Annotated in this window: 27 protein-coding genes; 14 read left to right on the top strand and 13 right to left on the bottom strand. The window is 63.3% G+C overall.

Annotation, left to right across the window (positions count from 1 at the left end; translation table 11 throughout):
- Window positions 1-9: 9 nt before the first annotated feature.
- Window positions 10-483 (bottom strand): DMT family transporter, encoded by a 474-nt coding sequence (locus PFZ56_RS16995; protein ID WP_102880028.1) that lies wholly within the window; start codon window positions 481-483, stop codon window positions 10-12.
- A gap of 2 nt (window positions 484-485) precedes the next feature.
- Window positions 486-911: a DMT family transporter gene (locus tag PFZ56_RS16990; protein WP_249735905.1), complete on the bottom strand. Its 426-nt coding sequence runs from the start codon at window positions 909-911 to the stop codon at window positions 486-488.
- 192 nt (window positions 912-1,103) lie between these two features.
- Between PFZ56_RS16990 and PFZ56_RS16985 the strand changes: the two genes are divergently transcribed.
- Complete coding sequence (locus PFZ56_RS16985) at window positions 1,104-2,051, top strand: LysR family transcriptional regulator (RefSeq protein WP_110653030.1); 948 nt, start codon at window positions 1,104-1,106, stop codon at window positions 2,049-2,051.
- 80 nt (window positions 2,052-2,131) lie between these two features.
- On the opposite strand, the gene PFZ56_RS16980 is transcribed toward PFZ56_RS16985, so the two are convergent.
- A complete protein-coding gene (locus PFZ56_RS16980; RefSeq protein ID WP_394304655.1) occupies window positions 2,132-3,400 on the bottom strand; it encodes an Nramp family divalent metal transporter in 1,269 nt (422 codons plus the stop codon).
- Between the two features lie 208 nt (window positions 3,401-3,608).
- Between PFZ56_RS16980 and PFZ56_RS16975 the strand changes: the two genes are divergently transcribed.
- Entirely contained in the window at window positions 3,609-4,070 is a 462-nt protein-coding gene (locus PFZ56_RS16975) for a thiol-disulfide oxidoreductase DCC family protein (RefSeq protein WP_102880032.1), read from the top strand.
- Between the two features lie 22 nt (window positions 4,071-4,092).
- Here PFZ56_RS16975 and PFZ56_RS16970 read toward each other — a convergent pair whose 3' ends face one another.
- The 3 genes from PFZ56_RS16970 to folE are packed head-to-tail and all read right to left on the bottom strand — an operon-like array spanning window position 4,093 to window position 5,733.
- Entirely contained in the window at window positions 4,093-4,620 is a 528-nt protein-coding gene (locus PFZ56_RS16970) for a DUF3833 domain-containing protein (RefSeq protein WP_170004563.1), read from the bottom strand.
- A gap of 24 nt (window positions 4,621-4,644) precedes the next feature.
- The gene (locus PFZ56_RS16965) at window positions 4,645-5,172 is read right to left on the bottom strand and encodes a chalcone isomerase family protein (protein ID WP_115582084.1); all 528 of its coding nucleotides are present in this window, start codon (window positions 5,170-5,172) and stop codon (window positions 4,645-4,647) included.
- The gene (gene folE / locus PFZ56_RS16960; RefSeq protein ID WP_102864126.1) at window positions 5,173-5,733 is read right to left on the bottom strand and encodes a GTP cyclohydrolase I FolE; all 561 of its coding nucleotides are present in this window, start codon (window positions 5,731-5,733) and stop codon (window positions 5,173-5,175) included.
- A gap of 436 nt (window positions 5,734-6,169) precedes the next feature.
- Here folE and PFZ56_RS16955 point away from each other — a divergent pair, with 436 nt between their 5' ends.
- The 5 genes from PFZ56_RS16955 (at window position 6,170) to PFZ56_RS16935 (ending at window position 11,418) form a co-directional block, all read left to right on the top strand.
- A complete protein-coding gene (locus tag PFZ56_RS16955; RefSeq protein ID WP_170004561.1) occupies window positions 6,170-6,952 on the top strand; it encodes a hypothetical protein in 783 nt (260 codons plus the stop codon).
- A gap of 97 nt (window positions 6,953-7,049) precedes the next feature.
- On the top strand, window positions 7,050-7,826 hold the full coding sequence (locus PFZ56_RS16950) for an AraC family transcriptional regulator (protein WP_170004559.1): 777 nt from the start codon (window positions 7,050-7,052) through the stop codon (window positions 7,824-7,826).
- A 99-nt stretch (window positions 7,827-7,925) separates the two neighbouring features.
- Window positions 7,926-8,840 (top strand): DMT family transporter, encoded by a 915-nt coding sequence (locus PFZ56_RS16945; RefSeq protein WP_170004557.1) that lies wholly within the window; start codon window positions 7,926-7,928, stop codon window positions 8,838-8,840.
- Between the two features lie 188 nt (window positions 8,841-9,028).
- Window positions 9,029-10,672 carry a B12-binding domain-containing radical SAM protein gene (locus PFZ56_RS16940; RefSeq protein ID WP_265074573.1) on the top strand — a complete coding sequence of 548 codons (1,644 nt, stop codon included), beginning with the start codon at window positions 9,029-9,031 and terminating at the stop codon, window positions 10,670-10,672.
- A 167-nt stretch (window positions 10,673-10,839) separates the two neighbouring features.
- Window positions 10,840-11,418, top strand: a complete 579-nt coding sequence (locus PFZ56_RS16935) for a hypothetical protein (protein ID WP_170004553.1) — start codon at window positions 10,840-10,842, stop codon at window positions 11,416-11,418.
- A gap of 12 nt (window positions 11,419-11,430) precedes the next feature.
- On the opposite strand, the gene PFZ56_RS16930 is transcribed toward PFZ56_RS16935, so the two are convergent.
- Window positions 11,431-12,147, bottom strand: a complete 717-nt coding sequence (locus PFZ56_RS16930) for an alpha/beta hydrolase (RefSeq protein WP_170004551.1) — start codon at window positions 12,145-12,147, stop codon at window positions 11,431-11,433.
- A 124-nt stretch (window positions 12,148-12,271) separates the two neighbouring features.
- Here PFZ56_RS16930 and PFZ56_RS16925 point away from each other — a divergent pair, with 124 nt between their 5' ends.
- Window positions 12,272-13,087 (top strand): hypothetical protein, encoded by an 816-nt coding sequence (locus tag PFZ56_RS16925; RefSeq protein ID WP_146232971.1) that lies wholly within the window; start codon window positions 12,272-12,274, stop codon window positions 13,085-13,087.
- 9 nt (window positions 13,088-13,096) lie between these two features.
- Here the strand turns inward: PFZ56_RS16925 and PFZ56_RS16920 are convergent, their stop codons facing one another.
- The 4 genes from PFZ56_RS16920 to PFZ56_RS16905 form a co-directional block, all read right to left on the bottom strand.
- Window positions 13,097-13,477: a hypothetical protein gene (locus PFZ56_RS16920; protein ID WP_170004549.1), complete on the bottom strand. Its 381-nt coding sequence runs from the start codon at window positions 13,475-13,477 to the stop codon at window positions 13,097-13,099.
- A 123-nt stretch (window positions 13,478-13,600) separates the two neighbouring features.
- A complete protein-coding gene (locus PFZ56_RS16915) occupies window positions 13,601-14,713 on the bottom strand; it encodes a M14 family metallopeptidase (protein WP_110594959.1) in 1,113 nt (370 codons plus the stop codon).
- Between the two features lie 114 nt (window positions 14,714-14,827).
- Entirely contained in the window at window positions 14,828-15,607 is a 780-nt protein-coding gene (locus PFZ56_RS16910) for an ABC transporter substrate-binding protein (protein ID WP_170004547.1), read from the bottom strand.
- A 273-nt stretch (window positions 15,608-15,880) separates the two neighbouring features.
- A complete protein-coding gene (locus PFZ56_RS16905) occupies window positions 15,881-16,315 on the bottom strand; it encodes a rhodanese-like domain-containing protein (protein WP_102864118.1) in 435 nt (144 codons plus the stop codon).
- Between the two features lie 103 nt (window positions 16,316-16,418).
- On the opposite strand from PFZ56_RS16905, the gene ftrA reads away from it, so the two are divergent.
- Complete coding sequence (ftrA, locus tag PFZ56_RS16900) at window positions 16,419-17,387, top strand: transcriptional regulator FtrA (protein WP_110594960.1); 969 nt, start codon at window positions 16,419-16,421, stop codon at window positions 17,385-17,387.
- A 152-nt stretch (window positions 17,388-17,539) separates the two neighbouring features.
- Here the strand turns inward: ftrA and cobF are convergent, their stop codons facing one another.
- Both cobF and PFZ56_RS16890 read right to left on the bottom strand, forming a co-directional pair.
- Entirely contained in the window at window positions 17,540-18,301 is a 762-nt protein-coding gene (gene cobF / locus PFZ56_RS16895; protein WP_102864116.1) for a precorrin-6A synthase (deacetylating), read from the bottom strand.
- Between the two features lie 86 nt (window positions 18,302-18,387).
- On the bottom strand, window positions 18,388-18,951 hold the full coding sequence (locus tag PFZ56_RS16890) for a histidine phosphatase family protein (protein WP_102864115.1): 564 nt from the start codon (window positions 18,949-18,951) through the stop codon (window positions 18,388-18,390).
- A gap of 213 nt (window positions 18,952-19,164) precedes the next feature.
- On the opposite strand from PFZ56_RS16890, the gene PFZ56_RS16885 reads away from it, so the two are divergent.
- The 5 genes from PFZ56_RS16885 to PFZ56_RS16865 all read left to right on the top strand — a co-directional run bounded on the left by PFZ56_RS16885 (window position 19,165) and on the right by PFZ56_RS16865 (window position 25,400).
- Window positions 19,165-21,162 carry a GGDEF domain-containing phosphodiesterase gene (locus PFZ56_RS16885; RefSeq protein ID WP_110594961.1) on the top strand — a complete coding sequence of 666 codons (1,998 nt, stop codon included), beginning with the start codon at window positions 19,165-19,167 and terminating at the stop codon, window positions 21,160-21,162.
- A gap of 648 nt (window positions 21,163-21,810) precedes the next feature.
- A complete protein-coding gene (locus PFZ56_RS16880; RefSeq protein WP_102861851.1) occupies window positions 21,811-22,665 on the top strand; it encodes a MurR/RpiR family transcriptional regulator in 855 nt (284 codons plus the stop codon).
- A 2-nt stretch (window positions 22,666-22,667) separates the two neighbouring features.
- Complete coding sequence (locus tag PFZ56_RS16875; RefSeq protein ID WP_102861852.1) at window positions 22,668-23,312, top strand: isochorismatase family cysteine hydrolase; 645 nt, start codon at window positions 22,668-22,670, stop codon at window positions 23,310-23,312.
- Window positions 23,309-24,664: a glutamine synthetase family protein gene (locus PFZ56_RS16870; RefSeq protein WP_170004670.1), complete on the top strand. Its 1,356-nt coding sequence runs from the start codon at window positions 23,309-23,311 to the stop codon at window positions 24,662-24,664. Before PFZ56_RS16875 ends, PFZ56_RS16870 begins: the two co-directional genes overlap by 4 nt.
- Entirely contained in the window at window positions 24,648-25,400 is a 753-nt protein-coding gene (locus tag PFZ56_RS16865) for an N-formylglutamate amidohydrolase (RefSeq protein WP_170004668.1), read from the top strand. The genes PFZ56_RS16870 and PFZ56_RS16865 overlap by 17 nt, the downstream gene beginning before the upstream one ends.
- The last annotated feature ends 157 nt before the right edge of the window (window positions 25,401-25,557 follow it).

Here is a 25,557-nt window from a genome sequence, read left to right as displayed (position 1 = left end):
CGCCAAGCTTCAAGCTCGTGGCTTGCCACTCACGGCTTGCGGTGTGCGGCTCCGGTACATGAATAGCAACGCCAGGGCCAGGCACAGCATCGCCAGCACGCGGTGGGGTGACAGCTCGATGGCCGGGTTGCCGAACCAGCCGAAGTGGTCGATCAGCATGCCCATGCCCAGTTGTCCGAGGATCACCGCCACCGTGGCCACCGCGGTGCCGACCCGGGGCACCGCGCCGACCATCACCAGCATGTAGACCACGCCAAACAGCGCGCCAGTCAGTTGCCATTTCGGCGCCTGCAACAGGCTCATGGCCTGAGGGGGCTGGAAAAACACAATCAGCAGCCCGGTGATCAGGGCGCCCACGGCGAAGGTCAGCAGGCTGCTGCGCAACACCCCCACGCTTTCACCCAGGCGGCCATTGATCGCCGCTTGCACACTGAGCACCGCACCCGCAGCCACCACCAGGACCAGCAAAAGAATCAGGTTCATGTTCAACCTCGGGCGATCAGGATCAGGGCCACGACAATCAGCACCAGGGCCAGCCAGCGTTCGCCATTGACCGGCTTGCGGGCGCTGCCAAACCAACCGAAATGGTCGATCAGCACGCTCTTGCCCACCTGCCCGGAGAGGATCGCGATCATGGTCATGGCAATGCCGATATGGGGCGTGGCCAAAGTCAGCACCACCACGTAGATCGGTCCCAGCACCCCGCCGAGCAATTGCCAGCGCGGCAGTTGGCTGAAGGCCGGCCCCGGCTGCGGACCGCTGAACAACAGCAGCAGAAACAGCAACGCCGTGCCCACGCCGAAGATGCTCAAGGTCGCCCACAAATGCCCGACCTGGGCGCCCAGCGGGCCGAGCAAGCCGGCCTCCACCGACAGGCCCATGCCCGCCAGAATCACCAGGGGCAACAACATCAAGCGCTGCCAGCCAGCGCGGGGTTCAACCTGGGCCGCCGGGGTCGGCAGCGCTGGATCTAACACATTGGAAGACATGCAACACCTGCTTGGGGATCAAGGAATGGCAGGCATTATCGATTGCGCCCGTTTTGCGATAAATGGGAGCATGCCGACAACACCTTTGCGTAAAACGCACAGCAAGGATTTCCTATGCAAGGCTTCAACGACCTGGGTTTCAAGGCCCTGCGCCTGTTCATCGCGGTGCTCGACCAGGGCAGTTTCTCCGCCGTGGCGCGCCGCGAGGGGCTGGCGCCTTCGTCCATCTCGCGGCAGATCCAGCTCATGGAACAGGCCCTGGGCCAGCAGTTGCTTTATCGCCACACCCGCGCCGTCAGCCCCACCGAGGCCGGGCGCTTGCTGGGCCACCATGCGCGGCGGGTGCTGGCGCAATGGGAGGAAGCCGAACAGGCGCTGCAGGAACAGCAGGACGAACCCGCCGGGCTGGTGCGGATCAATGCCCCGGTGGTGTTTGGCCAGCGGCACCTGTCGCCCTGGCTGGGCGAGCTACTGGGCCGCTACCCCAAGCTGCAACTGGACATCCAGCAGACCGACAACTACATCGATCCTTTGCAGGACGGCACCGACCTGCTGTTTCGCATCGGCACCCTGGAAGATTCCTCGATGCAGGCACGCCTGCTGGCCCCGCAGCGTTACCGGGTGGCGGCCAGCCCCGCCTATCTGGAACGTCATGGCACGCCACAGCACCCGCAGCAGTTGCAGCAGCACCAGTGCCTGGCCTACAAGGGCGAAACCGGCCAGCAGCGCTGGTTCTTTCGCCGGGGCCGGGAAGACTGGACACCCTACAGCGTCAAGGGCCCCCTGACCGGCAACCACGCCGACACCCTGACCCAGGCCGCCGAACAGGGCCTGGGGCTGGTGATGTTTCCTTCCTGGCTGATTGGCGAGGCCCTGCATCAAGGCCGCCTGGTGGCCTTGTTCGAAGGCTTCGACGTGGCCACCAGCCTCGAACCGCAGCAGATTGCCGCCCTCTGGCCCGGCAGCCGGCGCCTCTCACTGAAAGTGCGCACGGTGATCGACTTCTTCGTCGAGAAATTCGGCCCCGAGCCCTATTGGGACCGCCGCGCACCCGCCCCGTAACCGTAGGAGCTGGCTTGCCAGCGAAAACGTCGGCAAGACCTGCACAAGACTCAGCGGCCCCTTCGCCGGCCAGCCGGCTCCTACAGGAAGAGTTGAGCAATCAGCCAGGCGTTGGCTGCGCTGATGACGGCGAACAGGCTCCAGGCCAGCCATCGCGTCGGCCAACGGTTGACGAACTCGCCCATCAGGCGCCGGTCGTTGGTCATGCGGATCAGCGGGTACAGGGCAAACGGCAGTTGCAGGCTCAGCACCACCTGGCTCAACACCAGCAGTTGGCCCACTGCGCCATCCCCCAGCAGCCAGACGCCAATGAACGCCGGAATCAGCGCCAGCCCGCGGGTGATCAGGCGTCGCTGCCAGCAGGGAATCCGCAGGTTCAAGTAGCCCTCCATGATCACCTGCCCGGCAATGGTCCCGGTGAAGGTCGAACTCTGCCCCGAGGCCAGCAGCGCCACGCCGAACAGCACGCTGGCCAGGGCTCCGCCCACCAGTGGGTCGAGCAGATGGTAGGCATCCTGGATCTCCACCACGTCGCTGTGGCCGGTGTTGTGGAAGGCCGCGGCGGCGAGGATCAGGATCGCCGCGTTGACCAGCAGCGCCAGGGCCAGGGAGCCGATGGTGTCGATGCGCGCCAGCTTGATGGCGTCGGCGCGACTGGCCCGGTCCTGGCCGATCAAGCGGGTCTGCACCACCGAGGTGTGCAGGTAGAGGTTGTGGGGCATCACCGTGGCGCCGAGGATGCCGATCGCCAGGTACAGCGGCGCCGCATCGCTGATGGCCGAGAGCGACGGGGTGAACCCCCGGGCCACGTCCGGCCAATAGGGTTTGATCAGCAGCAGTTCAATGAAAAAACACACGCCGATGGTCGCCACCAGCGCCAGCATGATCGCTTCCAGCCGGCGAAAACCGCGGTTCTGCAAGGCCAGGACCAACAGCGTATCGAAAGCGGTGAAGACAATCCCGGTGCTCAGGGACACCCCCAGCAGCAGGTGGAACGCCAGGGCGCACCCCAGCACTTCGGCCAGGTCGGTGGCGATGATCGACACCTCGGCCGCCAGCCACTGGGCCCGGGCCGAACGGCGGCTGTAGCGCTCCCGGCACAGTTGCGCCAGGTCGCGCCCGGTGGCGATGCCCAGACGTGAGCACAGGCATTGCACCGCCATCCCCGCCAGGCTCGCCAGCAACACCACGAACAGCAGGTTGTAGCCATAGCGCGACCCCGCCTCGATGGCGGTGGCCCAGTTGCCCGGGTCCATGTAGCCGATGGAAATCAGCAACCCGGGGCCGGCAAAACGCAGCAGGCGCTTGAACAGCGAAGCGCCGGGATCGACGGACACGGAGCCCGCCACCTCCGGCGGACAAAAGGGGGCGGTGGCTATTTTCGGTAGGCTGAATTTCACGGGGATTTCCACGACGAATTGACGCAAGGGCTCAGCTTAGAGGTTTCAGCACAGCCACCCAAGCCTGATGTTTCATCCTGAAGGCGAGTATGCTGCTGCCACTCCTGCTCCTTGCGACGCCTGCTGCAGGTATCGATTTCCCGCCCAAGGTAACCCCGTGAACAGCGCTGCGACGCCCCCCGAACCCGACACCCAGCCCCCCTTCCTGCAACCAGGCGACCGGGTGCTGCTGTTCGATGGGGTCTGCAAGTTGTGTAACGCCTCGGTGCGCTTCGTCATCCGCCACGACCGCCAGCGGCGTATCAAACTGGCATCGATGCAATCGCCCCAGGGCCAGGCGCTGCTGAAATGGTTCGGCCAGCCCACCGAGCAGTTCGATAGCGTGCTGCTGATCGAGGACCAGGGGCTGTCGCAACGCTCCGAGGCCTTTATCCGCCTGATGGCGCAACTGCCTGCCCCCTGGCGCTGGCTGCGCCTGCTGCGCTGGATTCCCCGGCCGCTGCGGGACTGGGGCTACGACCGTATCGCCGGCAACCGCTACCGCTGGTTCGGCCGGCATGACGTCTGCCTGCTGCCCAGCCCCGACCATCGCGGGCGCTTTCTCGACGACCCGTCCTGAGTCCGGAGCCGGCCAGCGCGCCTCAGCCAGGCTGACGGCGGAAGAACAGGGTCACCTGCCCCAGCTCGAAACCGAACTTGGTCATGTAGGAACGATTGGCCAGGGTGTTTTCGTCCAACAGGTACATCCAGTCATCGAAATGCACCTGATAGGTGGTGCCATCCACCGGCAGGTTGAGCACGTAACGCCAGCGCAGGGCATTGCCGGAGACTTCGCCCCGGGCCTCGCCGACCACGTCGTCGGCGGTCCCGCGCCACAGGCCGGGTCCCGTCGGGACCAGGGTCCAGATCCGGGTCTGGCGGGTGCCATCGCTATAGGTAAAGTCCTCATGCATGATGAGTTTCTCGCCTTCGCTGCGGCTGTTGATCTGCACATGGAAGCGCTTGATCACTTCACCGGAGCGCTTCTGGAACAGGCCCCAGGCCTCGACCCGGCCACTGAAGAACTGCCGCAGTTCCAGCTCGGGCTTCTGGTCACGGTACTGCTTGACGTCGGTGTCGCTGCAAGCAACCAGGCCCAGACACAGCATCAGCAAGTATTTCTTGAACATGGAACATCTCCTGTGCTGCGCCCGCTATCGGCCCAGCAGTTGTGCGCGCAACTGCGGATTGCGGGTGCGCGGGTCGAGCCAGATGGCAAAGAACGCTCGGGCGAAGGCCTCGTCGTCGACCACGTGCTGCAAGCGCTGGTCGACAAAGAACTGCACCCCGCGACCGGGCAGGAACACCCCGGTAATGCGCTGGCCCGGTTCGACATCGACAAAGGCGCGCTGCATCTGCGCCTGCCAATCCTTGAGTTGCTCCGGGCTGACTGCAGTGCCGGACAAACGCTGGATCTCATCCAGGCTGGTCTGCACCAGCTCGTCACGGCGGATCGTGCGCCGATAAGTCAGCTCCAGGGCAAAGGGGCTGTCGGCCGTCAACGGCAAGGCCGTGCCCCAGAGCCGCGCGTTGTAGACCTTGAAGCCGAACCAGCTGAACTCACCGCTGCCCAGCAGCCGTGCATTGGGCAGCGACTCTTGCCAGCCGGCACTGGCGGTGGCGCTGAACAACACCAGCAGCCACAACAACCGCGCCGCGAGCACTCGCCGGATGCTGTTCATTCAAGACCGCCTGGGCAATAGCTGGAGAAATTCCTGGCGGGTGCTGGCGCAGTCGCGAAAGGCCCCGAGCATCACTGAGGTGTTCATCAGCGAGTTCTGCTTCTCGACCCCGCGCATCATCATGCACATGTGCCGCGCCTGGATGACCACCGCCACCCCGGCCGCCCCGGTCACTTCCTGGACCGCCTCGGCAATCTGCCGGGTCAGGTTTTCCTGGATCTGCAGGCGTCGCGCATACATGTCGACGATCCGCGCCACCTTGGACAGCCCCAGCACCTTGCCGGTGGGGATGTAAGCCACATGGGCCTGACCGATGAAGGGCAGCAGATGGTGCTCACACAGGGAATACAGCTCGATGTCCTGAACCATCACCATCTCGTCGCTGGTGGAGCTGAACAACGCGCCGTTGACCAACTCTTCGAGGCTGGTGTCGTAACCGTGACACAGATAACGCAAGGCCTTTGACGCTCGCTGCGGGGTATCCCGCAGGCCCTCGCGGGATGGATCTTCACCCAGCCCCTGAAGAATGCAGTGGAAATGCTCGGAGAGAGGATCGTACATGGCGCACAGGTTCCGCAAAGTGAATGAGGCGGGCAAATCCTTGCACGCGCCAAGGGGAAAAAAAGGGCCCCGAGGTGACCAACCACACAACTGGCCCAGCCCTGATTCCACCAGGGCTTGACCTCGGGAACCCCAAAGTGTGGAGAGTGACAGCCTGGACAGCTAAAACTGGCCAGTGATCACCTCATCTCACACTGAAAAACCTATACGAGAATTTCATTTTTGTACAACTTTTATCGATAAAAACCCGATAAAACCCGTAAATACTTGTACAAAAAGCTCAAAAACCGATTCAGCCTCAATGTTTCGTACAAGAAAACCCCGCACCACCCTGCTCTCTCCGATGCTTCGCTTTTTGCCAGATACACGTGCCAGATACGCGCCAAATGCCGGGTTGGATGCTAGGGTGGCGCACCGTTCATCCACCGAGTCCCCCATGCTGCTGTTGAAACTGCTGACAGTTCCCGGATTCCTGCTGTTGATTTCCCTGGCGAGCAAGCGCTGGGGGCCGAATGTTGCCAGCTGGCTTGCGGGTTTTCCCGTGGTGGTGGGGCCGATCCTGCTGTTTCTGGCCCTGGAGCAAGGTCCGGTGTTCGCCACCCACGCCGCAGTGGCTGCCCTCTCGGCATTGTTCGCCATGATCGCTTTCAGCGTTGCCTACACCCATGCCGCGCAGACCCTGGCCTGGCCTGGAGCCCTGAGCATCGCCACCCTGGTCTGGGTGCTGCTGGCCAGCGTGATCGCCCAGGTCCCGCCCTCCCTGGGGTTCTCGATTTTCTGTGCCGCCAGCGCCCTGTTGCTGGCGCCCCGGGTGTTTCCCCGGGTCAAGACTGTGCCCGCCCTGCCCGGCACCCAGTCGGACAAGCTGGTCTACCGCATGCTCGCCGGGGCCCTGCTGACCCTGGCGGTCACCTTGCTGGCCAGCACCGTTGGCGAACGCTGGAGCGGCATGCTCGCAGTCTTTCCGGTGCTCGGCAGCGTGCTGGCGGTGTTCTCCCACCAGAGTCACGGCGTGGCCTTCACCACCGTGCTGCTGCGCTCGCTGAGCACCGGCCTGTATTCCTTTGCGGCGTTCTGCCTGGTACTGGCCCTGGCCCTGCCGAAACTGGGAATGCTCGCCTTTGGATTGGCAGTGGCGGTGTCAATGCTGGTGCTGGGTTTAAGCAAGCGCCTGTTGGCGCGAAGCACCATCAGTTGCGCCGCCAGACAACATCCTTAAACCGCAAACAAACCGGCACAAAACCTCGGCATACAGAGACTGGCGCCGAACTCAGGCACTCATGCATCATGCGTCGTCAGTCTTATGGAAGAGTGTGATGAGCAACATAGAAACCCCAAAGGCTTCATTGGCCTTGCGATCCTACTCCGGCCAGATTGAGCTGCATGACCACGACTATCACCAGATCGTGCTGCCGCAATCAGGCTCCATGGAGATAGAGGTCGATGGCCGTGGCGGCAAAGTCGACTGGAGCCAGGGCGTGATCATCCCAGCAGGTTGCTCTCATACCTTTTCCGCCAGTACCGCAAATACTTTCCTGGTCCTTGATGTTCCGCTTTCATCGCCCCGCACCCAAAAGTTCGAAGCTGAAACCATCAAGAGGCTCAACGAAAAAAGCTTCTTTCCGGTAAGACCGGAGATTCGTCACCTGCTTGACTACGCCACACGCAGCGTTCCATTGCTGACCAGCTCACCTGAGGTGGCTCAATCCTGGAGTACTTTGTTGATGTCGTCTCTGGTCCAGCCCCACAGCCACACCCCTGACCACGGACAGTTCACCCTGGCCAGGGCCCTGACCCATATCGAAAACAATCTGGACACTCATCTGACAGCCTCTGAAATAGCCCGAATCTCAGGCACCAGCGAACGACGCTTGTACATACTCTTCGAGCAACACCTGAAAACCACGCCTTTTGCCCATGTGACGCGGCTGCGCCTGGACTTGGCCATTGACCTGCTGCGCGATACTCGACTGTCGATCACGGAAATTGCTCATCGAGTGGGTTACGCAGACCAGAGCGCCTTGAACCATGCGCTGAAAAAAAACCGCAACCTGACACCGGCATCGGCTCGAAGGCGCACCATAACCTGCTGAAACATGCAGCCTGGAACAAGTATTAGGCAGCACAGGCCAATACCCGACCGACCGTCCTTCCTATCATCCCCGCTTCGAAACGCTCATCGGGCGGGACCCATGACACAAGCAACGACGTCTACCAAAACGCTCACACCCCCAAGATCTGCCGCCTCGGCAACCGCCATTGGGGTGATTGCCGTGTTTCTGTGGTCCTGCCTGGCCTTGCTCACCACTCTGACGTCAGGCATCCCGCCTTTTGAGTTGCTGGCTTTGAGCTTTGCCGTAGCCTTTCTGGCCAGCCTGGTCATTCTCGGGCTGCGAGGCGCAGCGGGCTTTCAAGGCTGGCGTCAGCCATGGAAAGTATGGGCTACAGGCTTTCTGGGAATCTTTGGCTATCACGCGCTGTATTTCTTCGCCCTCAAGGCCGCGCCCCCGGCCGAGGCCAGCCTGATTGCCTACCTCTGGCCCCTGCTGATCGTCTTGCTGGCCGGTGTCAGTGGCGGCCAGCGACTGCGCCCGCGACAACTGCTGGGAGCACTCCTGGGACTTGCTGGCACAGCGTTCATCATGCAGCAACGATCACAGTCCGGCGTGGCCAGCATGCCGATCGCCGGCTATATGGCCGCCTTGTTCTGTGCCTTGGTCTGGTCAGGTTACTCGGTGATCAATCGACGCTTCAGCAACGTTCCCAGCAGCATCATCGGGGCAATCTGCGGCCTGGTGGCGCTAGCCGGATCGCTCTGTCACCTAGCCTTTGAGAGCACGGTTCAGCCTGACTCCGGGCAATGGCTGGCGATCGTCGGCCTTGGACTGGGCCCGGTTGGCTTGGCGTTCTTTGCATGGGATCACGCGACCAAACACGGCAACCTGGCAAGTCTCGGCGCGCTTTCCTATCTAGCCCCGCTATTTTCCACCCTGCTGCTGATTCTGGTCGGCCAAACCCACGCCAACCCGATCCTGCTGATCCCGGCGCTACTCATCATCGCTGGAGCAGTGATCGCCACCTCACACCGGCGCACCGGCGACACCTGACTCTCTGAACCCACAAGGAACTCAAAAAAATGCATCTGATTGCCTCCCAAGGGGCTGAGAGGCTCGATCGTGCTGGCCCGATTTTTTCGGTAGCCCCCACCAGAGCGACACTTCAGAATTTGGGTCTCCCCTCCAGAACGACCAGCCATAGCGCCACGCGCCGCCGATCCCATGGCGAAGCCCCAAGAGTGCTGCTATTCGTTCCGCCCTACACGCGCCTGGTCGAACCGGCACCGAAGGACAGCGCATTCACCCAAATCGGCATCGATACCTTTGAAGTGATGAAGCGTGCAGGTACTCCCATCGGCCTGCTGCGCATCGCTACAGTGGCCAGGCGCGCGGGTTACGACGTACAGATCATCGACGCCCCCTTCGCTGGCTGGGAACAGGAATCCCCCCTGGTGCAAGTCGATCAGGGACACCTGCTGCGCTACGGCCTGAGCGATGAGCAGATGCGCACCATCATCGAGACGGCACAACCCGATATCGTCGGCATCCAGTGCAACTACACCGTGCAATGGGGCAACGCTCGGGCGCTGGCGGATCTGGTCAAGTCCATTGATCCCAACCTGGTACTGGTGACAGGCGGCGCGCACTCCAGCGGCGATTGGCAGAACGCGCTGCTGGACTCCGCATTTGATTTTGTCCTGATCAATGAAGCAGACCGGGCCTTCACCCTGTTGCTCGACGCCTTAAGCCATGACGGCGGCGACATTCATGCAGTTCCGGGGGTCGCCTATCGTGGCCAGCAGGGACAACTGGTTCGCCCGTCGCGCAAATCCAGCTACTTGAGCATTGTCCCTGGCCGCCAGGGTCTGGAGGAGCGTCTTGGGGTCATGCCCTTGCCCGACTTCAGTTTCCTGGATATGAACCACTATCTGCAGCCCTATCACTCCTCCGGCGCTCGGGTGCACAAACATGGCGCCTGGGCACAGATTTTCTCCACCATTGGCTGCAATGTGAACTGCAACTTCTGCTACATACCCAAGATCAACGGCCCATGGCGTGCCCTGGGGTTGGATTGGTTCGACCTGCACTTGGCGGACCTGGTCAGTCAGGGCGTGAGCGAGGTACTGATCGAGGACGACCACCTGATGCACGATCCGCTGTATGCCATGGAAGTGGGACGCCTGCTGAAAAAACACAACCTGCCCTGGGTCGAAGAAGGTGGTCTGAGCCTGTTCAATCTGGTGCTGCTACACAAAGGAGAGCGCTTCCTCGCTGAGCTGGATGATCAGGAACTGAAAAGTCCGCAATACCGCAACGTCATCGCCGCGATCAAGGGCGGACTGACAGCCCGGCAGTTCATTCGCTCGATTGCCGAAAACGGCTGCTACAACATCTACCTCGCGGTGGAGAGTGCCAACGAGGAAAGCCTGATCAACTCCAACAAGTCGCGCTTCAACGCGATTCAGCAAGCCACCTTTGAAATCATCGAGATATTCACCGCGCACGGCATCCAAGTCACTGGCGGTTTCATGTTGGGCTTTGTCAATCCACCCGCCACTCCGGGCGCCAAACCGTTTATCGAAAGCCTGGAATTGATAGAAAGAACCACCGACTACGCGGTCAGCCTAATGGGTGCGGGAATGGCCTACGCCAACCCGTTTATCGTGACGCCCATTCCTGGCACTGAAATGTGGGAGTACCAGCAGCAGTATGTGGTGCGTCACTACGACAATGGCTGGTCCCATGAGAAGGCCACGATGGCAACCGAGTTGTGGAGCGCTGAGGACATCGAAAAGGCCAGGCTGGAACTTCTAGTTCGTGCCAATGGCGCAGATCGAGTCAAAGAGATGGTTCGGCGCGGCACTTGGCCGGTCAATACGTAACCAGCTCCCCGAGAAGGAGAAAACCGATTGCCACTGTTCGGTGTCTTGTAAACCTCAAGAACCGAAACAGCTTGCAGTCATTGATCCACCACGAAAAATCCTTCTGGAGCCTTCTGTAACGACCGTGGGATGATGCGCCCCCTTGATCCCATGCCTGGAGATTGTGCATGTCATCCTTCGCTAGAAAAGCCCTGGTCCTGGTGTTCGCCGCAGTGGCGGGCTTCGGTGCGCTGAACGCGGTTGCCGCCGACAAGTCCACGGCCAAAGCGGCGCCGGGAGAAAAAGTCTCGATGCTCGACGGCAAGCTGTCCTTCACCCTGCCCAAGGGCTTCAGCGCCTCGGCCCTGCCAGCCGGCAGCGAGGCCGACGGCACCGCGGGAGCCAGCGGCACGTTGTATTCCAACGCCACCACCCGCACCGTGGTGATCGCCGCGCAGAACAGCATTCCCAACGGTACTCAGGTCAAGGACAACGACAGCGCCTTTCTCGATGCCGCGGTCAGCGGGTTCCTGTCGCAACAGGCCGCAGCGCTGCCGGACTTCAGCAAGCAAAGTGAAAAGAGCATGACCCTCAAGGGCCTCGGTGTGCGGCAGATCGACAGCACCGCGACCCAGGGCGGCGGCCAGACCCTGAACTCGACCCTGATCGCCGGCTCCGGCACCCGCATGGCGGTGATCCAGGTGATTTCCCGGGCCGCGGACAAGGCCGGCCATGCGGCGCTGATGAAGCACATCCTCGGTCAGTAGACCCGCTTCGACTCAGGGGGTGAGCCCCTGCAGCCATGCCTTGAGGTCTTCGATCTCGGCCTCGCTGATGCTGTGCCCCAACCCCGGGTAGGCATGGAACTGCGGTTGCAGCGAGGCTTCAAGCAGCAGGCGATGGGCCTGTACCCCGTCGCTGTAGGGCAGGCGCCGATCATCGGTGCCGTGGCCGATGAAGATGCCCAGGCGCTGCAGCTCTGGGCTGCTGTTCACCTGAGCCGCCAGCAGCGGCAGGATCTTCCCGCTCAAGGCCGCGATGCCACGCACCGACTGCGGATGACGCAGCCCCACTTCATAGGCCATGACCGCGCCCTGGCTGAACCCCACCAGCACCACCTTGTCCGGTTGGGTGTGGTACTTGGCCACCGCGCCACGGACAAACTGGCCAATCAGCTCGGCGCTGCTGGCCAGCTCCTCGGTAACGCCGTCATAGGCGCCCTGGCCCTTGCGGTGAAACCACTGGTAACTGCCCTCCTCCAGGGTCTGCGGTGCCCGGGCCGAAAGGTAGGTGTAGGTCGCCGGCAGGCGCTCATGCAGGCCGAACAGGTCGGCCTCATTACTGCCGTAGCCATGCAGGAAGATCACCAGCGGCTGGTTGCGGCTCTCGGTCGGCGCCTGTTCCAGGTACTTGAGCGGCAGGTCGTCATGCACGGCGCTGGCAGCCTGTACCCAAGGCGCGGCCAACAGCGCCAGAAGCGCCAAGTAGCGGATCATGTGTTGCTCCTTGAAGGGAAAAAAGGTCGCCAGAGCCTAGCATCGCAGGGCCTGGAGCATCACTGTCACAGTAGTAGCAGAATGCCTTTATGCGACGTATGCTGCGCGGCCATTCAAGGAGGAAATGTCATTGAAACCGCGTCTTTTACTCCCCCTGCTGCTCAGCCTTGGCCTGTGGACGCCCGCGCAGGCGATGCCCAACGCCGAGAGCGAGGCGGCCTTGCAGAAGGCCATGGACATAGCCAAAGACAATCAGCAACGGCTCGAGCAATTGCTGGAGCAAGAACAGGAGCAGCAACTCCAGAAACCAGCGCTGGCTCAGGCGATGCAGCAAATCACGCGGAACGCGCAGGTCTACGCAAGTCAGTTGCACAAGGCCAGCGACGCCGGTCATGGAGTCGCCAGCTACCTGCTGGCGAACCTGGAAGAAAACCGCAAGACCTTGTCTGGCCACGACTACCAGGCACAACACAACAAGGCTTGCGCGCTGTACCAAAGCGCTGCGGATCAGGGCTTGCTGGCGGCCGCAGTAATACTGTTGCGCGACTGCGAAACCGCGTACCAGCGTTTCGAGCTCAATGACCCTGAACTGCTGCGGCTGCGGGCACAACTGCTCAAGGCTCTGGAGCAAGCGGATTCTTATGCGAAGCACTACCCTTTGCCGGCCATCAACTCCTTCTGCTTCAAGCCTGCGCAGATGCCGGAGATCAAACAGGGGCAGCCGCTGGCCACGCTGAAGAGCCTCTACACCCCGGTGCTGCTGAACCTGGAGCAGTTTCGCGCCGACGGCTATTACTTGCTGGCGCTAAAGAGCAGTCCTGACGGCTCCGCGGCCCGGGACTATTTCTACAAGGCCCGGGCCCTGGCCGCGGACTGCCTGGACCCTATCAGCCTGGGAAGCATGCTCGACGCAGCGGAACAAAAAGCGCCCGGACTCTAGCGCCAGAGCTCACTCCCTGGCCGGCAACCCGCGCCAGGCCAGTGGCAAAAACGCGACCACCGCCAGCAAAAATCCCACCTGAGACAGGTAGAAGGTTTCCAGCCACTGGCTGTGGGCCGCCACATAGAAACTGTTGTGCACGACGTCCAGCAGAATGATCGCCAGGGTCAGCACCAACCCCCAGCGCGGGCGCACCCACAGCAGCAACGCCGCCAGCGGATCGAAAAAGCTCAGGGCGCCCCAGAAGGCCCGGCTGGCCAGGGGCGTGTCGGCGCCGTAGCCATAGTCCCAGAGCAACCCATGGTCCAGGGCGGCGCGCAGGTGATTGAAGCTGGCCGCCAGCAGGCACAGGGTGAACAGCAGGCGGATAGACACGGACACTCGGGACATGGACACATCTACTGTATGAGCCGGCTTGCCGGCGAAGGGCGCGATGGCGGATCGAGGGCCGACGTAGCCGAGCGTTCCCTGGCAACCCAGTTACTGCGCCTCGTCAGCGTCGCCCCTGGCGGTTCAGTCGTTGATCAGCTTGCCGGCGCGGATCGCCTCGCGGCCGGCCACCTTGGCCAGCCAGATGCCCGGTTGGGTATAGCGTCCGCGGTCCAGGGCAAAGAGCACGCCGCTAGTGCCGGCACGCACGGTGCTGACCCTGTCGTTCAAGGGGTCCACCACTTCGAACAGGGCGTCGCCGCGCTCCACCCACTCGCCGGCATCGCGCAGAAAACTGACCACTCCGGGGTGCGGGGCGAACAGGTATTGGGTGCCTTCGAAAGGCATGCCTTCACAGCATTGATCCGGTGCAGCGGGCCACTGGCCACTGATCAGGCCCTGCTCGGCCAGAAAGCCGAGGATGGCCTCGCAGTTGGCTCGCGCCTGCTCGACCCGGGTATCGCCCATGCTGCCCAGCTCCAGGGTGGCGGCCAGGTTGGCCGGGGGAATCGCCGCCTGAGGAAAGTCCCGGGCCAGACGCAGCCAGGGCGAGGAGCAGGATTCGTCGAAAGAGCTGCCGCCGGAATCCTCGCAAAGCAACGCCACCCCAGCCTTCAGACGCGCCGCCAGGGACTGCCACCGCGGCCAGTGCTGGGGCAAGGCATAGAGGTGGATCGCCGCTTCGAAATCGCAATGCAGGTCGAGGGTGATATCGGCGTCGCAGGCATGGCGCAGCAGCAACCGGTGCAGGGCTTGCAGCTGCGAGGCCGGAGCCGGCAGCTCATCCAGCACCTGGACCATGGTGCGGCGGATCAAGGCGATATTGACGGCGGCATCGGTGCCCAGTTGCTTGCCGATCAAGTCGCCCACCGGACCACTGAGCTCGACGAAGGCACGGTTGAAGTTCTTGCCACTGCCCAGTTCGAAACGCCCCAGGTGACTGCCCTGAACCTGCTGGTCGAGGCCGATGGGGTTGGCCACCGGCACCAGTTCGATCACGCCCTGCAAACGTCCCTGGCGCTCCAGTTCCGTCAGGCGCTGCTTCAGCTCCCAGGCGGTGCGCATGCCCGGCAGTTCATCGGCGTGCAGGCTGGCCTGGATGTACACCTTGCGGCCACCGCTGCCGAAGCGAAACACGCTGAGCTGGCGCGCAGTGCCCAGGTGGCCCCAGGGCAAGGAATGGTCGATGCGTTGCATAGTGGCTCCAGGGATCAAAAAAGGCGTGGCGCAGAATAAAACAGCGGCGCACAAAAAAGGTGGCGACCGGATCACGGGCGCCACCTTTTTTACCCAAGCTTTGCAGCCTGCGGCTTACTCGCCGTAGACATCAAAGTCGAAGTACTTGTCCTGCACTTGCTTGTACTTGCCGTTGGCGCGGATCTCGGTGATGGCCGTGTTGAATTTCTCTGCCAGCTCCTTGTCGCCCTTGCGCACGGCAATGCCGGCGCCGCCACCGAAGTACTTCGGATCGTTGTACTCGGGACCGACGAAGGCAAAGCCCTTGCCGGCGTCGGTTTTCAGGAAACCGTCGTCGAGGTTGACCGAGTCCGCCAGCAGCGCGTCGACACGACCGGACACCATGTCCAGGTTGGCTTCCTGCTGGGAACCGTAGCGCACCAGGTCGATGCCGGCCGGCACCAGCACTTCAGTGGCGAAACGGTCATGAGTACTGGCGCGCAGTACGCCGACTTTCTTGCCCTTGAGCTCGGTCAGCGGGTCCTTGACCGTGGTGCCGGCCTTCATCACGAAGCGCGCCGGGGTGTGATAGTACTTGATGGTGAAATCGACGTTCTTCTTGCGATCGTCGGTGATGGTCATGGACGACAGGATGGCGTCGATCTTCTTCACCTTCAGCGCCGGGATCAGGCCGTCGAACTCCTGCTCGACCCAGGTGCACTTGACCTTCATCTGCTCACACAGGGCATCGCCCAGGTCCACGTCGAAACCGGTGAGCTTGCCGTCGGGCGTCTTCATCGAGAACGGTGGGTAGCCGGCTTCGATACCGATACGGATCGGCTTGGCCTCATTGGCCGAAGCGGTCAGGGAAAACAGCGACAGTGCCAAGGCACCAAACAGCGCAAACTTATTCATTTATAACTCCAGGAGGCGGAGACTTTTATTGGCTGGTTTCGATTATGGGCAAATCGAAGTGGCCAGCAGTCTAGAGCGGCTCCCGGGAAGCAAATTGTGTTTATGCGACAAATACTTATAAAAAACATGCAGCCGCGATTCTGCGCCCTCCCCCTCGCCCCGGCGTGGTGCGTTTGTCCCTGAACCACCCGACGTTCGCCTCAGAACGGACCATTTTTACCGACACATCCTGCGCTAGCCGCAGCCTGGGGCCGCCGCCAGCGCAGTGGCCCCTCAGCAGGCGCAGGACAGATCCGGCCCCTCGCTGCGCGGTTGCCCGGTGCTGAGCTCGAAGCCCTCGTCGAGCCAGCCGGTGACCCCACCGATCATCTCCTTGACCGGGTATTCCAGGGCCGCCAGCTTGACCGCCGCCTTGTTCGCGCCGTTGCAGTGAGGACCGGCGCAATACACCACGAACAGGGTATCGCGGGGATAACCGGCCAGCTGTTCGACAGTGAGCAAGTGCCCGGGCAGATTGATCGCCCCGGGGACATGGCCGCGGGCAAAGGCCTCGGGGCCACGCACATCCACCAGGACAAAATCCACTTCACCGGCCTCCTGGCTGCTGTAGACGTCAGAACAGTCGGTTTCAAAGGTCAGGCGGTTGCAAAAATGCATCAGGGCAATGGCCGAAGGGGCGGCGGCAATGCTGCGGACCAGGCTGGTCATGGGTGTCTCCAGAACGTCGCGATTAAGGTGGGAAGAACTTTATCGGCCCTGCCCCACCGCGTTAAAGTGGCGCCCCGGACACCCACTGGTAACTTTCCGCCAAATGCACAATCCTCCCGGTTTGGTCGCGATCCTGGCTTACGACGGCCTTTGCACCTTCGAATTCGGCATCGCCGTGGAAATCTTCGGCCTGGCCCGGCCGGAGTTCGATTTTCCCTGGTATGAGCACTGCATCGTCGCCGTGGACCCGGGGCCGATGCGCGCTGCGGGCGGTATCCGGATACTGGCCGATGGCGGCCTGGAACTGCTGGAGCAGGCCCGGACCATCATCATTCCCGGCTGGCGCAGCCGCGACCAGGCGCCGCCGCCCGAGCTGATGGAAGCCCTGCGCCGGGCCTACCAGCGCGGCGCGCGGCTGCTGTCGATCTGCTCGGGGGTGTTCGCTCTGGCGGCCAGCGGCCTGCTCAACGGCCTGGGCGCCACCACCCACTGGCGCTACACCCAAGAGCTGGCCGAGCGCTTCCCGGACATCTGGGTGGACCCGGACGTGCTCTATGTGGACGCCGGCCAACTGATCACGTCTGCCGGCAGCGCCGCCGGAATCGATGCCTGCCTGCACCTGGTGGCCCGGGACTTTGGCACTCGGGTGGCCAACAGCGTGGCCCGACGCCTGGTGATGTCGCCCCAGCGTACCGGCGGCCAGGCCCAGTTCATTCCGGCTCCGGTCAGCCGCACCCCGCGCAGCGACCTGTCGCAGGTCATGCAATGGGCTCGGGAGCGCCTGCATGAGCCGCTGACGGTGAGCGACCTGGCGGCCCGGGCGCTGATGAGCGAACGCACCTTCTTGCGACGTTTCAGCGCCGCCACCGGCGCCACGCCCAAGGCCTGGCTGCAGCATGAGCGACTGGCCCGGGCCCGGGAATTACTAGAAAGCGGCAGCCAGACCACGGAAAGCATCGCCCTGCATTGCGGTTATCGTTCGGTGGAAAGTTTTCGCGTGGCCTTTCGCAGCCTGGTGGGCCTGCCGCCCTCGGCCTACCGCGAACGCTTCGGCCAAAAATCCCCCTCGTAGGAGCCGGCTTGCCGGCGAAGAACACGACGTTCATCCGGTGGTGTCCATCCCGGCCTCTTCGCGGGCAAGCCCGCTCCTACGGGAAAAGAGGGAGAGCCCGCTGCCGGCGAAGAACACCACGCTTATCCGGTGGCGTCCATTGCGGCCAGTGTCTAAGGCTCCGGTTTGCGCAGAAGGTAGGTATCCATGATCCAGCCATGCGCCTCGCGCGCTTGGCGACGGACCCGCTGGATGTCGTCGGCGACCTCGTCCAGGCGCCCGGCAATGAGGATTTCGTCCGCCGTGCCCAGGTAGGCGCCCCAGTAGATGTCCAGGTCCTGATTGCGCAGCTGGCGGTAGGAGTCCTCGGCATCGAGCATCACCACCCGGCTGTCGGCATCACCGGCCTGTCCCGCCGCCAGACGCCGCCCGGTGGTGATTTCCACTGAACGGCCAATGCGGTTCAACGCCACCTTGTGTTGCGCCGCCAGGGCCTGGACGCTGGTGATGCCGGGGATCACCTGATACTCGAACTGCGCCGCACCACTGGCCAGGATCTGCTGCAGGATGCGCAGGGTGCTGTCATACAGCGACGGGTCGCCCCAGGCCAGGAAGGCACCGGTCTGGCCCTCTGCCAGTTCCTCGTTGATCAGCCGCTCGAAGACCTGCTGCTTGTCCTGGTTCAGGGCCTGGACGCTGGCCTGGTAGTCCACATCGCCGCGCTGGCGTTCCGGGGTCTGGGCTTCGACGAAGCGATAAGGACGCTCGGTGAGATAACGCTGGCACAGCTCGCGCCGCAGATCGATCAGCGAGTCCTTGCTCGGCCCCTTGTCCATCAGGAACACCACGTCACTGCGGTTCAGCGCCTTGATCGCCTGAATGGTGATGAAATCGGGGTTGCCGGCGCCGATGCCGATGATCAGGAGGGTTTTCATGGGGATCTGGTTCTCGCTGCTGTGCCAGGGGCAAGTATGGGCGGCTTTGGCGCCCGGAGAAATGCCCCGAACGCCCGGCACAGGTCTCAGTCACGGCCATCCAGGCGCAGGCGCCAGCGACCGGCATGGCTGAGATCGATCCGCGACAGGGGCTCGATATCCATCAGGTTGAAACTGCCCAGGGGCGCCTGCAGCAACTGCAGCAGCACCGCACGCATGACAAAGGGATGGGTCACTGCCAACCAGTGCCCCGGACGCTGGGCCATCTGCTCCAGCCACTGCGCCACGCGCCGGCACAACCCGGCGACCGACTCGCCTCCCGGCGGAGCGCTGTGAGGGTCATCCAGCCAGGCCTGCAAGGCTTGCGGCTGCTGGCGTTGCAGATCGCCGATCCCCATCCCCTGCCAGGCACCGAAGCCATAGTCACGCAGGGCTTCCTGCACTTGCGGCGCTGCGCTGAACAGCGCCGCCGTCTGACAGGTTCGCCGCTCCGGCCCGCACAGCACCTGCGGGTGATGCCTGAACTGCGCAGCCCGGCTCAGGGCCTGGGCCTGCCAATCCATCTCCACGGCTTCGTCCAGGGGAAAGCGCCCCAGCTTCTGGGCGGCGGTACGGGCGTGGCAGATCAGCGTCAAACGGGTGGCCGGCAAGGGGTTATCTCGACAAAGGAACATCAGGGCTGAGGCCGGTTTTTTAGCACGACCACGGGGCTATTTCCCAGCAGGAGACAGGTTGAAAATTCCTCAGAAACTCAAGAAACGCCTGATCACCAAACAAGAAATGGCTTATAGGCAACCCAAGCAGCAGGCCTTTATTCTCCGCGAAGTTCCCACACTTCGACTCGAATCAGGTACCTCGACACCATGCACAGCGGTATGTGGGAGCTCCTGTCTCTCGACCTTGCGCTCAACGCCTCGCTCCAGCCCATCGTCCTGCTGCAATACGTTGCCCTGGTAGGGATCTTCAGCATCCTGCTGATGCTGCGTCAGGACGCCCAGCGGCTGATCAAGTCGAAAAAGATCCTGCTGGGTTTGATCCTGGGCACCAGCAACGCCGCCTTGATCGCCCTCGCCTCCGGGTTCATGCAGACCCCGGTGAAGATTTTCCTGAGCAACGACATGCTGTTTCTCGCCGGTTTGCTGGGAGGCTGGTGGGGCGGCATGACCTGCCTGGTCCTGGTGGCACTGGCTCGTTACTGGATTGCCGGCGCCGCGCAGTTCGAAGAGGCGCTGTTCAGTTTTAGCCTGGTGGCCCTGGGGGGCATGCTGCTCCATCGCTGGTTCGAAACCCGCGACCTGAGCGCCCTGAGCCTGAAGGACATGCTGCTGGTGATCCTGATGCGCCTCGGCGCGGCCATCGTCCCGATGCAGATCATCGACTGGATGGGCACGGTCAGCTCCAGCATCACCGCGCAACTGCTGTCCTTGCGACTGAGCTCGACCCTGCTCTCCCTGCCCATGATCATCCTGATATTCGCCATGCTGCGCCGCGAAGCGCGCTACCAGTTGGCCCAGCAAAGCCTGCTGCAACAGGCCCTGACCGATCCGACCACCCAACTGCCCAATCGCCGTGCCCTGCGCGACCACCTCGACCAGGTGCTGGAGCAAAACAAAGAGCGGCGCGTCCCCCACACCCTGATCGTGATCAAAATCAGCAACCTCAAGGACCTGGTCGCCATCCACGGCCATGACTGGACCGACCAGTTGCTGATCTCCCTGGCGCAAGAATTCAGCAGCGGCGCCTCCAGCCATGCCCTGCAAGCCAGTGCCGCCCACCGCGCCTTCATGTTCTCGGACCTGAGCCTGGCACTGGTGGTGCCGCACCGCTCCATCCAGCAGGTCGAAGAATCGGCCCTGCTCGCCACCCTGCAGATGACCTTGCAGGCCGGTTTGCCCAGCGACGGCAGCCTGTCGCCCAAGCTGCAGTTCTGCGTGATCGATGCCTGTGCCGGGGACAGCGCCAACGTCACCTTGCGCAACATCAGCCTGGCCCTGCAGGACAGCAGACAGCCAGTGCGTTACCTGCGCCAGTCGCTGATCGAACAGGCCCAGAGCAACGAACGCATCCGCCAGCAACTGCTGGAGTGGGTGCGATCGAACACCCCGCCGCTGTATTACCAGCCCAAGTTCTGCCTGAGCCAACGCACGATCATCGGCGCCGAAGCCCTGCTGCGGGCCCAGGACGACCAGGGCGCGGCGATTTCCCCCTTGCTGATCCTGGAAGTGATCCGCCACCACGACCTGCAGCAAGCCTTCGAATGGGCGACCATCGAAGCGGTGATCCGCGACGCCCGGTACTACATCGATGCCGGACTCAAGGGACCGCTGGCGGTGAACGTCTCGTCCTCGACCCTGAGCGATGCCAACTTTGCCGTCCTGCTGATCCAGCGCCTCAAGGAGGCCGGGCTTCCCGGCGCTCGCCTGACCCTGGAACTGACCGAGAGCACCCTGCTGCAAGACACCCAGCAAGTGGCGCACAACATGCTTCTGCTCAAGGATCACGGCGTGGGATTGTCCCTGGACGATTTCGGCACCGGCTACTCGGCCCTGAGCATCCTGGCCAAGTATCCTTTCAGCGAAGTGAAGATCGACCACTCGATGATTTCCCTGCTGCACTATGAACGGATGCGCACCGCGGTCTCCATCGCCCAGGAAAGCGCGCGCCTGTACCAGGCGACACTGACAGCCGAAGGGGTTGAAACCCAGGAGCAGATCGACATTCTCCAGAACATTGGCATCCGCTGCGCCCAGGGCTACATCTTCTCCCCGGCAGTCCCCCTGGCCGAACTGATCGAACTGGATAGCGACGGGCCAAAGAAAGCGTCCCTTGATCAACCAGTGGGCAGCGAGGGCAAAGCTTGAGCGCCTTGATCGAACGCCTTTCGCCCAGCGCCTCATTGCCCACCTTGTTGATCCATCCCGTCAGGTCCGGAGCCGACTCGCCGGCGAAGAACCCCGCAAGACCTGCAGCGCCTGGGCGGACGCCTTCGCTGGCAAGCCAACTCCCACGGAGGCCCAACCACCGCAGCTCCTACAGAAACGCACGCCCCCTAGCTTCAGGCCGGCCGCAAGGCCGCCGTCTGGCTCTTGATCTTGATCTTGATCTGAACGCCCCGTTAACCACGATGGCCGAACGCAGGCATTGATCCGTGGGTAACCCGGCAGGACGCCGGGTTAGCCGCCACCCGGCCATGGATGGCCGGTGGCGGCGGCCCACGGATCAATGCCGGAGTGAGGGCATGCCGAGCCTAAGCGAGGCACCGAGTGGAGGGGCAGGAGCCCTTTGCTTACTTTGGGGCTTTTCCAAAGTGAGTCGCTGTAAGAGCGAAACCATAAGTAGCCGTTACCGCAGCAACGGATATGCCCCCCCACCCGCCCCGCCTAACCCCGCCCCATTTCAGAGCATTTCACCACCCACGCAAATTTCACTAGACATGTAACGTCCATTACATAAATATCATTTAGCCATTTTATGAAACAAAAACGACATTCAGCTTCCAAGGCACCCCGATGCCCTCTCTCCGAGACCTGATCACCGACCCCGCCCTCGACCTGACGCCTTCAGAGCGCAAAGTCGTGCGCGCCCTGCTCGACCACTACCCGCGCAACGGATTGGGGCCGATGTCACGCCTGGCGGAACACGCCGGGGTCAGCGACCCGACCATCGTGCGGTTGGTGAAGAAACTCGGCTTCAGCGGCTACGGCGAATTCCAGGAAGCCCTGCTCAGCGACATGGACGACCGCCTGCGCTCCCCCAGCACCCTGCTGCGCCCACGCTCACAAGTGGCCCAGGGCGATACCTGGAGCCGCTACCTGGCGGACAGCCAGCGCGCCCTGCACGACACCCAGTCCCTGACCCAGCCCGAAGACATCCGCGTACTCATGGACTGGCTGCTGGACAGCCGTCATCAGCTGTACTGCTTTGGCGGACGCTTCAGCAGCTTCCTCGCCCACTACCTGCTCAACCACCTGCGGTTGATGCGCCCGGGCTGTTTCTTTCTTGAAGACAACGCGCAACTGCCGGACCGCCTGTTCGATCTGCAACGCCAGGATGTGGTGCTGCTGTTCGACTACCGCCGCTATCAGTCCCAGGCCCTGCGGGTGGCCAGCGCAGCCAAGGCGCGCAACGCCCGGGTGGTGCTGTTCACCGATATCTATGCCTCGCCGCTGCGGGAGCTGGCGGACCTGATCATCAGTGCCCCGGTGGAGTCCCTGTCGCCATTCGACACCCTGGTGCCAGCGCTGGCCCAGGTCGAGGCGCTGATCGCCTGCCTGACCCCGCGCAGCGCCGATCTTGATCAACGCCTGGAGGGCATCGACGCCCTGCGGGCGCAATTCGATACCCATGTGCTGGAGGAGAAATAAGGATGTTCAGCCTGCCCCACCGTTCGCCCCGGGACTTGCCCTTCGTCGTCGATCACACCGCCCTGCTGCTGGTGGACATGCAGCGCGCCTGGCTCGAACCGCAGTTCGACCCGCACCTGCAAGGCCCCGAGGGCGAGGCCTTTCTCAAGCGTGCCCGGGAGCAGGTGATCCCCAACCAGCAACGCCTGCTGGCCGCAGTGCGCGAAGCACGGCAGAACGTGCTGCACACCATTATCGAAAGCCTGACCGCCGACGGCCGTGACCGCTCCCTGGACCACAAGCTGTCGGACATGCACCTGCCCAAGGGCAGCCCCCAGGCGGCGATCATCGACGAGCTGGCACCGGTGGAAAACGAGATCGTCCTGCCCAAGACCTCTTCCGGGGTGTTCAACTCCACCAATATCGACTACGTGCTGCGCAACCTGGAAACCCGGCACCTGATCGTCGCCGGGATCGTCACCGACCAGTGCGTGGACATGGCCGTGCGTGACGCCGCCGACCGCGGCTACCTGGTGACCCTGGTCGAGGACGCCTGCGCCACCTACAGCGATACTCGGCACCAGGCCTGCCTGAATGCGATCAAGGGCTACTGCTGGATCACCGATACCCAGACCGTGCTCGGCCGCCTGCGGGAGATCCGCGGATGAGCCGCGGCCAGGGCATCGAGGCCCTGACGCCACTGGCCATGACCAGCATCGTCACCACCGATTTGATCGGCGTCACCCGGGGCCGCTCCTTTCCCAGCGACGAGCTGGAGCGCTACCGGATCGGCGGCTGTGGCTGGGTGCCGGCCAACAGCGCCCTGACGCCCCAGGACCTGATCGCCGAGGACAACCCCTGGGGCGCCTATGGCGACCTGCGGCTGATACCCGACCTGGACAGCCGGGTCACTGTCGGCGCCGGTCCGGATGCCACGGCCGCGCCCCTGGACTACATTCACGCCGATATCTGCCAGACCGATGGCCAGCCCTGGGCCGCCTGCCCGCGCACCCTGCTGCGCAACGAGGTCGAGCGCTACCGTGAGCTGGGCATCCAGATCACCGCCGCCTTCGAGCACGAGTTCAACCTCGACAGCGGCGCCGCTCAGCGCGAGCACCTGGCCTTCTCCCTGGAGGCCCAGCGCCAGGGCGCGGCCTTCGGTGGCTGGCTGCTGGCGGCATTGCGGGCGGCCGGTGTCGAACCGGAAATGTTCCTCCCCGAATACGGCAAGCAGCAATACGAGATCACCTGCCGCCCGACCCAGGGCCTGGCCGCCGCCGACCGCGCGGTGAACGTGCGCGAGATCACCCGGGAGGTGGCCCGGCAGCTGGGGCAACGGGTCAGCTTCGCCCCCAAGACCGCAGCGGACGCCGTGTGCAACGGGGTGCACCTGCACCTGAGCCTGCAAGACCTGGACGGCACGCCACTGCTCTACGATCCCCTGGCGGTCCGCGGCGACGACCTGTCACGGCTGGGCCAGCACTGGGCCGCCGGGGTGCTCAAGCACCTGCCGGCACTGTGCGCCTTCACCGCGCCGACGCCGCTGTCCTACGAACGCCTGCAACCCCATCACTGGAGCGCCTCCTACGCCTGCCTGGGCCTGCGCAACCGCGAAGCGTCGCTGCGCATCTGCCCCACCGTGGACATCGGCGGCAAGCCCGTGGCGCCGCAGTACAACCTGGAATTCCGCGCCCTGGATGCCACCGCCTCGCCACACCTGGCCATGGCCGTGATCCTGATCGCCGGACGCCTGGGCCTTGAACAGAAGCTGCCGCTCAATGCAATGACCGACAAGGTCCCCGATGAGCTGAGCACCGAACAGCGCCTGGCCAGCGGCATCGTGCCCCTGCCCGGCACCCTGACCCAGGCCCTGGAATGCCTGCGCAGCAACACGGAATTGCTGCAGACCCTGCCGCCGGAGCTGCTGAGCACCTATTTCGCCGTCAAACAAAAGGAAGTGTCCCTGACCGAGCACCTGACCGCTGCCGATCTCTGTGAGCACTATGGACACCTGTACTAAATCCGCCGAGCACGGTTTCTATACCGAGCCGGCCTATCGCCTGCTGCGGGAAGACTCCACGCATCCGCTGATCCTGGTGTGCGAGCACGCCAGCCACTACATTCCACCGGCCCTGCACGACCTGGGCCTGGACAAGGTGGCGGCCCGCGAGCACATCGCCTGGGACCCGGGCGCCCTGGAACTGGCCCAGAGTCTGTCCCGGGCCCTGGGCGCGACCCTGATCGCGGCCAACTATTCGCGCCTGCTGATCGACCTCAACCGGCCGCGCCACGCCCCCGACAGCATCCCGCTGCAAAGCGAGATCTATCAGGTGCCGGGCAACCAGCACCTGGACGAGGCCACCCGCGAGTACCGCCGCCAGCAGCTGTTCACGCCGTTCCACCAGCGTCTGCAGCGGATCATCGACCGGCGCCTGGCCGAGGGGCGCGAGGTACGAGTGGTGGGGATTCACAGCTTCACCCCGGTGTACTACAGCCAGCCACGCGCGCTGGAAGTCGGCGTGCTGTATGGCAACGCCACCGCCTACGCGGCGCGGATACTGGAAGGTTTGTGGGCCCTGCCGATAAAGGTGGCGGGCAACCAGCCTTATGAAATCGACCCCTTGAGCGACATGACCGTGCCGGTGCACGGTGATGCCCGGGGCCTGGAGTCGGTACTGATCGAGGTGCGCAACGACCTGTTGCGCAGCCCTGAAGCGGTGCAGCACTGGAGCGACTGTCTGGCGCCACTGCTGTAACGAAGGTTGAAAGACGCTTGAACGCAGCAAAGGCTGTTTGCAGGACAGGAACAACAACAAGAAAAACCGCTGTGGTGTGTCTTTAACCCTGCCAGGTTCAAACACAGACCGGCGCGCGAGGCGTCAATGACGACCCTCGCCGCCGGATGCGCCCACT

The organism is Pseudomonas danubii (assembly GCF_042980055.1).
GTDB classification, from domain to species: Bacteria; Pseudomonadota; Gammaproteobacteria; order Pseudomonadales; family Pseudomonadaceae; genus Aquipseudomonas; species Aquipseudomonas danubii.
Note: the sequence above shows the minus strand (reverse complement) of the source record. Positions and strands in the feature narration are given on the sequence as shown.